We start from the raw sequence: 4,090 nt of genomic DNA on the forward strand, positions 1-4,090 counted from the left end.
CCGAGAGGTACTTCGCCATCACCGGACCGGCCGTGGAGCCATCATCATGATCCATCAACCGGCATCGCGCATTAAAGATCAGTATCTGGTGGATGACCCGCAGTACGTCGCGGCGGTGCTGGCCGGCATCCTGCGGATCGCCCGGCGGCAGGTCATCGCCCCAGGCGGCGGGGCGGCCGCCTCCGGGCCGGGCGCGGACGGCTCGGAGGCGCTCACCGGGTGGTTCCTGACCGCCGAGGGTGGTGCCGCGCCATCCCACCCAGGGCGGACGGTTCTCGCTGCCGCCGAACCTCGTCGGCCGCGAGCAGGCCCTGGAGCTGTGCCGGGCGGCCGGCGGCGACCGGGTCGGGGCCTACGACGTCGAGAACCATGCCGGCACCCCCGTCTACGTGCATGCCAACGGCCGCCGGGTCGGGTCCGCCCGCACCGCCCGGCGCGGTTGAGCCGGTTGAGCCGGTTCTGGTCCGCCCCGCTCTATCATTCGCTCTACGATCCCGACGGCCGGCCGCACCGGATGCGCGCCGCGGGCGAATGGTGACGGCCACCCGGGACCTCACACCAGCTGCGCCACCCACGTGCTACCCAGATCACACCCAACGGGTCAGTTGAATCGCCAGTCGCACCACGATCGCGCCCGCCGGTGGGCACCATGGAGGCATGCCGGTCGATGCCCGCCCGGCATGGACTGTGCGGCATGGACTGTGCGGCCTGCCCGCCCGGTGCGGGGTCAGCGGCGCGGCGGGCGCCGCCGGGAGCGCCGCGGGCGAGCGCGTCGAGGAAGGGCGGAGGGTGCGGATCGGACGGCTGGGCCCGATCGGCTGGTTGTTCGTCGTCGCGGTCGTGCTCGTGGCGGGGGCGGCGGTCGTCTCCCGCACCTCGCATGACCGTCCGCGGGTGGCGATGTGGGGCGACTCGCTCGCCTGGGAGGCGGGCGCGTCGTTCAGCCGGACGGTGCGAGCCGACGGCCACAGCCAAGTGCTGGTGCGTACCTGGGGCGGCACCGCCCCCTGCGACTGGCTGGCCGACATCCGCGATCAGTCCCGGCGCTGGCGACCGACCGTGGCCGCGCTGGCCTTCTCGGGTAACCAGGGGACGGCGTGCATGCAGGGACGGGACCTGGCGACCGCCTACCGGGAGGACGTCACCCGGGCGGTCGAGCTGCTGACCAGCCGGGGCGCCGAAGTCGTCCTCGTCGACGCCCCGCCCCGGCGCGACCAGCCGGTCGACGCCGCCGGGCTGACCCTGCTGGACCAGGTGTGGCGGCAGATCGCCGGGACCCACCAGCGCACCCGCGTCGCCCCCGCCGGCCGGGCGATCACCGCCGACGGCCGCTACACCCCGACGCTGCCCTGCGCCGTCGGGGAAACCTGCGGCCCCGGCGGGATGGTCACGGTGCGCAGCCCGGACGGCACCCACTTCTGCCCGCTGGTCCAGCCGCCGATGACCGCCTGCCCGGTGCCCTCCCCCGGCGCGGTCCGCTATGGCACGGCGATTGCCCACGAGGCCCTCAGCCAACCCGACGCCACCGGCACCACCGGCACCACCGGTGAGGACGGGCGGCGGGTGACCGGCGCGCAGGGCGGGCACCCGCCGCGAACCTAGCCGAACCTAAACGCGCCGCGACCGGCCGCGCCCAGGTTCGGACTCGCTCGCCCAGCGGCTCAGGCGACCCGGCGGCCGGTCGTGGCCATCCGCCGGCCGGTCACCGAGCGCCGATGCACGCCCAGATCGTCGCGCCACGACAGGTACGTGCGGTCGGACATGCCGATGATGGACAGCCGGTCGGCGAGGTCGGCGGCGAGCGCCTCGACCTCCCCCGGGCGGTAGACGCACACGGCGAGACCATGCTGATCGACGGAGGTAATCCCGGCCCGGTCACGCAGGCTGGCGTCGAGCTGATCGGCGAGCTCGTCGGGGCCCGCGATTCCACGGGGTAGCTCGGGCCATGCGATGTCAACCATCAGACCGTTCGTGGTCATGAGTCCCCTCCTCCGCTGGACGCCGCCGTCCCGGCCGCATCGGCGAGGCCGGCAGGGTGGCTGGCGGATGTTCCATCCGCCCCCGAAGGGCATCCCCACCGGCGGGGAGTCGAATCATGACATTACGGAATGGTCTGCGATTGCGGCCCCATTCGGCGCCTCTCCGGCGTGGATTCCGCCGCCGGACGCTTCAGCGGCGGACGATTCCGTGGCAGGTGGTTCGGTGGCAGGTGGTTCGGGGTCGGGCGGTTCGGGGTCGGGGCGGTTCAGGGTCGGCGGTGAAGGCCGCCCACAGGCGGGCGTAGAGGCCGCCGGCGTGGACGAGCTCGGCGTGCGTCCCCTGCTCGGCGACGCGGCCGTCGGCCATCACCACCACCCGGTCGGCGCGGGCGGCGGTGGTGAGCCGGTGGGCGATGACGATCGTGGTCCGCCGGGTGGTGACCGCCTCGGCAGCGGCGGTGACCGCGGCCTCGGTGGCGAGATCCAGGGCGGCGGTCGCCTCGTCGAACAGCAGGATGTCGGGGTCGGCGAGCTCGGCGCGGGCGAGCGCCAGCAGCTGGCGCTGCCCGGCGGACAGGCCGCGGCCCCGCTCGCCGACGGGATGGTCGTAGCCGTCGGGCAGGGCGTCGATGAACGTGGCAGCGCCGACCGCGCGGGCCGCGGCTAGGACCTCGTCGTCGGCGGCGTCGGGCCGGGCGTAGGCGATGGCGTCGCGGATCGTGCCGGAGAACACGAACGGCTCCTGCGGGACGACGCCGAGCCGGCGGCGGTAGGCCGACAGGTCGAACTCGCGCAGGTCGACGCCGTCGATCCGGATCGCCCCGCCGGTGACGTCGTAGTACCGGGCGATGAGTTTGACCACCGTGGACTTGCCGGCGCCCGTCTCGCCGACGAAGGCGACGGTCTCGCCGGAGGCGATGCGCAGGCTCACCCCGTCGACGGCGTTCCCCGCCGCGCCGTCGGCGACGGTGTAGGCGAAGTGGACGTCGTCCAGCACCACCTCGCCGGACAGCCGGCCGACCGGGCGCGGGTGGGCGGCCGGCGGCGTCGACGTCGGGGTGCGCAGCAGGTCGGACAGTCGGCGCAGGCCGACCATCGCCTGCTGGTAGCCGTCGAACACCTGGGAGAGCTGCTGCACCGGCGAGAAGAACAGGTTGACGTAGAGCAGGAAGGCGAGCAGCGCACCCGCCGACAGCGATCCGTGCACGGCGAGATGCGCGCCGATGCCCAGCACAAGGGCGCCCGCGATCCGGGAAAGGAATTCAACGAAGGGGAAGTACAGGGCGATCATCCGTTGTGCCCGCATCCGCGAGCGCCGGTAGGAGTCGGCGAGCCCGCGGAACCGTTCCTGGTTGACCTCCTCCCGGCCGAACGCCTGCGCGACGCGCAGCCCCGTCAGGTTCTCCTGCAGGGACGCGTTGACGGCGCTGACCCGTTCCCGGGATTCGGTGTAGGCAGCCGACGAGCGGCTCCGGAACACCACCGTCACCGCGATCAGGATCGGCAGCACGGCGATGACCACGAGGGCGAGCTGGGCGTCGAGGAGCAGCAGCGCGATCAGCACGCCGAAGAAGGACAGCAGGCTGACGATCGCGGTGACCAGGCCGGTCTGGAGGAACGTCGACAGGGCGTCGACGTCGGTGGTCATCCGGGTCATGATCCGGCCGGCGAGTTCGCGCTCGTAGTAGTCGAGCCCGAGGCGCTGGAGCTGGGCGAACGTCTTGACCCGCAGCACGTAGAGGAGCCGCTCCCCCATCCGCCCGGTGACCCGGGTCTGCCAGATCTGGACGAGCCAGTCGGCGAGGGCGACGGCGAGCGCGACGCCGGCGGTGGCGAACAGCACGTTCCGCGACTGTGCGCTCACGCCTGCGTCGACGGCGTGGCGCACCAGCGCCGGCACGGTCAGGCCGGCGACGGCGTCGAGCGCGACCAGCACCAGCCCCACCACGAGCGGGGCGCGCACCCAGGACAGCAGCCGGCGCAGCGTGAAGTCCGGGTCGGGCGCCGCGGCGGCGGCCTGGTCGACCTGCGGATCGTCGTTGGCCGGCGGCAGCGCGTCGACCCGGGCGAGCAGTTCGGGCGTCGCCGGCACGTCACCGAACGCCCCGCCT

The 4,090-nt window shown here is 73.6% G+C and carries 5 protein-coding genes; 2 read left to right on the plus strand and 3 right to left on the minus strand.

Annotated elements, in window-relative coordinates; translation table 11 throughout:
- Window positions 1–259, minus strand: a 259-nt coding sequence (locus G6R25_RS25565) for a hypothetical protein (RefSeq protein ID WP_205447347.1), incomplete at its 3' end; no start/stop codon positions are given.
- On the opposite strand from G6R25_RS25565, the gene G6R25_RS22190 reads away from it, so the two are divergent.
- Both G6R25_RS22190 and G6R25_RS22195 read left to right on the plus strand, forming a co-directional pair.
- A complete protein-coding gene (locus tag G6R25_RS22190) occupies window positions 243–443 on the plus strand; it encodes a phospholipase D-like domain-containing protein (RefSeq protein ID WP_235949441.1) in 201 nt (66 codons plus the stop codon). The two genes, G6R25_RS25565 and G6R25_RS22190, sit on opposite strands and share 17 nt — an antisense overlap.
- A 244-nt stretch (window positions 444–687) precedes the next feature.
- The gene (locus G6R25_RS22195; protein WP_419469402.1) at window positions 688–1,602 is read left to right on the plus strand and encodes a DUF459 domain-containing protein; all 915 of its coding nucleotides are present in this window, start codon (window positions 688–690) and stop codon (window positions 1,600–1,602) included.
- A gap of 59 nt (window positions 1,603–1,661) precedes the next feature.
- On the opposite strand, the gene G6R25_RS22200 is transcribed toward G6R25_RS22195, so the two are convergent.
- Window positions 1,662–1,979, minus strand: coding sequence for a hypothetical protein (locus tag G6R25_RS22200; RefSeq protein WP_235826101.1), 318 nt, complete (start codon window positions 1,977–1,979; stop codon window positions 1,662–1,664).
- Between the two features lie 190 nt (window positions 1,980–2,169).
- A partial coding sequence (locus G6R25_RS22205) for an ABC transporter ATP-binding protein (RefSeq protein ID WP_163554443.1) occupies window positions 2,170–4,090 on the minus strand: 1,921 nt, incomplete at its 5' end.

Source organism: Candidatus Frankia alpina, from assembly GCF_902806485.1.
GTDB lineage: Bacteria > Actinomycetota > Actinomycetes > Frankiales > Frankiaceae > Frankia > Frankia alpina.